The following is a 3738-nucleotide window of genomic DNA, read 5'->3' as shown; positions in this document are numbered from 1 at the left end:
AACATAAACCAAGTATATGATATGACATTTGGATGAAAGTGGAAAAAGTCATAACATAAACCAAGTATATGCTATGACACTTGGATGAAAATGGTAAAGGTCATATCATAATTCAAGTATATGACATGATTTAAGGTAAAAATGGAATAAGTTATGAAATAATCTGTGTATATGCCTCAGCTTTTGAATGAAATAGAGAAAACTTTACATATTGGTGAAACCTTTTGCCTTTTTCTTGTATCTAAGGATTAGGTTGACTCGGAAAGGAGAGCATACTTTGGATATCTCTAAAGAGGTGAAAAAGGCAAGACGCGGGAGCAAATCTTCCTTTGAAAAATTGATTTTGGCTCATAAGCTTTTGATGTATCGTGTTGCGAAAACAATTCTAAATAATGACGAGGATTGTGCGGATGCCATGCAAGAGGCAATCATCAAAGCATACCAAAAGATTGATACATTGAGAGAGCCTGCATATTTTAAAAGTTGGCTTTGTCGAATTGTTTTAAATGAATGCTACCAGCTGTTGAGGCAGAAAAGAAATGTCATCCACATGGAGGAATGGTTAGAGCCTCAAATACATGAGCACGGCTTTGAAAAGGTTGAAGTTAATCAGATGCTAAGTAAATTATCGGAGGAGGAGTCTCAATTATTGAAGCTTTTTCATATTGAAGGGATTTCAATTATAGAATTATCACAAATTTATGAGACTCCGGAAAATACGATTAAAACAAGATTACGTCGTGCACGTGAAAAAATGCGTGAGCTATGGGAAGAAAAGGAGGAGGGTCCATCATGGAAAAATGGGAAGAGCAAATAAAGATGAGGGTGAACCCACAGGTTCCTGCAAGTGTGGAGCAGAGTATAAATGAGACACTCCATTCCCTTCCGAAAAAGAAGACCTTTCCACGCCTCTTCTATCCAGTTGCGGCCGTGTTTTTAGTGGGATTTCTTTTATTCGGGGTATCCTTCATGTCCCCAACTCTAGCCGAAACTCTGAGGTCTGTTCCGGTAATTGGCTCTATTTTTAAAATGGTAGGGGATGTAGGTACTCAAAAGGGTGAAAAAGAGGGGTTGACCACGTTATTGGGGCAGCAAGTTGAAATAAATGGCCAAGTGATAACTTTTACAGAGAGTCTTTTTGATGGTTCACAAATTCATATTGGGTATATCGTGGAATCGTATGCAACAGGGGAAACATTAAGTGCTACTGACTTATTATCTCCATTCATGTTAACCGTTGATGGTAAAGGTGTCAGTTATGGGATGGGAGAGCGTGGTGAAACGTTAGAAAATGGCGATTACGCCGGAATAATAAGTATTAGCATTCAGGAAGAACTACCAGAGGAGTTTATTCTTGGAATTCGCTCTCAAAAAGAGAAAGCATTAAATTTAGAATTACAAATTTCAAAGCAGGGAGAGAATAAATCATTTCTCGTAAATCAAACGGTAGAAAATGCGGATTTAATGATGCATTACGATAAGGTTACATTTTTTCCAACCAGTACAGAAATAGCCTTCCGACAAGTGATGGATGAAAAAACCTTTGAAAATAGAAAGTATGAATGGATGAACTATCAAGTTATAGATGACCAGGGCCGAGTTCTCCAACCTTTAAGTGGTGGAGGTGGAGGTGGCATGTCGAAGGGGAAATTTGTGGAAACATTAACATATTATTTTGAACCCCTCGAGAAACTACCAAAATCCCTTACATTCAAACCGTATTTAATGGATATAGATGAGGATAGAGTGGTAGAAGAAGTGAAAGGAAAGTGGAAAGAAGAAGTATTGACCCTTTCTCAAGGAGAAATTGGCGAAACCTCAATTTTAGATATAAAGATTGAAAATGGCTTAGTTACGCTAACTGTTGAAACAATTGGGGATGATGCGTATTGGCAGGCAAACAGTATTTGGATTGAAGATCAAACCGGTAATGCCTATTATTCAGAGAAAGGACCAATAAGGGTCGGGAATTCTGTCAACCAATATGAGATTCAGTTTGAGGCTAATATAACAGCTGAAAATATCCAGATTGTCACATATAAACAAAAGGCACCAATTTATTTAGAAGAGCTAGAGGTGACAATTGAGTTGGGAGAGTAAAGGGGCTACTTTTAAGTAGTCCTTTTTTCGTATTTGGACAATTATGGATGATAATTTATGTTTTGGACAATAGTCTATAAATAGAGGTGTTATGTTAATTTAGGGTTTTAGGGGGATTGATGAATTGTGGTTGGAAGGTGAATGGATAGGAGGCCCTGCACGTGATATAGCAATTATTCATCTATACATATTTAGGAGAAAACATACTTGATAAGGTAGTTAGCTGGTTCACAGTTGGATATATTCTATGATAATGAGAAATTACCATATTTGAATAAAATATGGTTTCATCATTCCAGCAATGGCTGAAACTGCAGTTTTGAAAAAAGCTTGATAATGCTCGGTTTCCCCGCTTATTTTTCCCCCATTTGTCAGAAATGGTAATTTCGTAGAATTAGTGGCAGGTTTGGTCGACACTTGGCTGGGAAAAGTGCTATAATGTTATCGGTTACATTTTATAATATTTTGATAAAATGATGGGAGATATCGGAGGGGGCTACATGGAGGATCTTTTGAATCAGTATTTGAATAGTTACATGATAGTGTTTGTCTTCTTATTGTTGGGTATTCTACTCCCGATTGTGGCGTTGTTTCTGGGGAAGTTGCTTCGGCCACATGCACCGAGTGAGGAGAAGGCTACTACATATGAGAGTGGGATTGAGCCATTCCATGATTCTCGAGTACAGTTTAATGTACGCTATTATATTTTTGCACTATTGTTTGTTATTTTTGATGTTGAGACAGTATTTTTATATCCATGGGCTGTTGCCTACGAAAAACTCGGAATTTTTGCATTAGTAGAGATGTTAATTTTCGTTGTAATGCTCGTTATCGGCTTAGTATATGCTTGGAAGAAGGGCGTGTTGAAATGGATTTAAAAATTGATGGTATTTCAGATTTAGAGATGGAAGAGTTAAAGAGAAGTGTATTTTTGACGACGCTGGAGCAGGTGAAAGGTTGGGCACGAAGTAATTCGTTGTGGCCACTTACATTTGGTCTGGCTTGTTGTGCGATTGAAATGATGGGGACAGGTTCTTCTCACTATGATTTAGATCGCTTTGGTTCCTTTTTCCGTACGTCTCCACGTCAGTCTGACTGTATGATAGTGTCAGGTACGGTGACAAAGAAAATGGCACCGGTTTTAAAAAGATTATATGATCAGATGCCCGAGCCAAAATGGGTGATTGCGATGGGTTCTTGTGCAACTGCAGGGGGACCTTATGTGAAGTCGTATGCGGTTGTAAAAGGGGTGGACCAAATTGTACCGGTTGATGTGTACATACCTGGTTGTCCACCAAATCCGGCTGCACTCATTTACGGGATTAATAAATTAAGAGAAAAGATTCGCTATGAGGCTAAAACGGGGAAGAAGGTGATTTAGCGTGAGCGAAGAAAAAGACCTGGAACAACTTAAGCGGGAGGCAGCAGAGAAGGCGAAGGAGGCTGCAAGAAAACGACTAGCTGAAAAACAGGCAGCTGAAACGAAAAGTGAAAATGAATCTAAGGAAGAAAATATAGATATTGCAAAGGCGAAGGCAGCAGCGGCAGCCAAGGCGAAGGCAGCGGCATTAGCTAAGCAAAAGGCGAAACAACAAGCTGAGGAAGCAGCAACTGAAAAAAGTTCAGAACCTTCAGAAG

General features: G+C 38.8%; 4 protein-coding genes and 1 pseudogene. All 5 read left to right on the top strand.

What is annotated here, in order from left to right; translation table 11 throughout:
* Positions 1-277: 277 nt before the first annotated feature.
* Entirely contained in the window at positions 278-817 is a 540-nt protein-coding gene (locus V7112_RS14400) for a sigma-70 family RNA polymerase sigma factor (RefSeq protein ID WP_335420937.1), read from the top strand.
* Entirely contained in the window at positions 793-2100 is a 1308-nt protein-coding gene (locus V7112_RS14395; protein ID WP_335420934.1) for a DUF4179 domain-containing protein, read from the top strand. Before V7112_RS14400 ends, V7112_RS14395 begins: the two co-directional genes overlap by 25 nt.
* 500 nt (positions 2101-2600) lie before the next feature.
* Positions 2601-2978 (top strand): NADH-quinone oxidoreductase subunit A, encoded by a 378-nt coding sequence (locus tag V7112_RS14390; protein WP_335420932.1) that lies wholly within the window; start codon positions 2601-2603, stop codon positions 2976-2978.
* Positions 2969-3481 (top strand): NuoB/complex I 20 kDa subunit family protein, encoded by a 513-nt coding sequence (locus tag V7112_RS14385; RefSeq protein WP_229139195.1) that lies wholly within the window; start codon positions 2969-2971, stop codon positions 3479-3481. Before V7112_RS14390 ends, V7112_RS14385 begins: the two co-directional genes overlap by 10 nt.
* Before the next feature lies 1 nt (position 3482).
* A pseudogene (locus V7112_RS14380) lies at positions 3483-3738 on the top strand (NADH-quinone oxidoreductase subunit C); the annotation flags it as partial.

The organism is Bacillus sp. JJ1566 (genome assembly GCF_036962685.1).
Classification (GTDB): domain Bacteria; phylum Bacillota; class Bacilli; order Bacillales; family Bacillaceae_L; genus Ferdinandcohnia.
The sequence above is the reverse complement of the archived record's forward strand: the minus strand, read 5'-3'. Positions and strand labels throughout refer to the sequence as shown.

Excerpts from the sequence above, each read along its gene's own strand:
- V7112_RS14395 (WP_335420934.1), top strand. The coding sequence starts at position 793 with ATGGAAAAATGGGAAGAGCAAATAAAGATGAGGGTGAACCCACAGGTT.
- V7112_RS14390 (WP_335420932.1), top strand. The coding sequence starts at position 2,601 with ATGGAGGATCTTTTGAATCAGTATTTGAATAGTTACATGATAGTGTTT.
- V7112_RS14385 (WP_229139195.1), top strand. The coding sequence starts at position 2,969 with ATGGATTTAAAAATTGATGGTATTTCAGATTTAGAGATGGAAGAGTTA.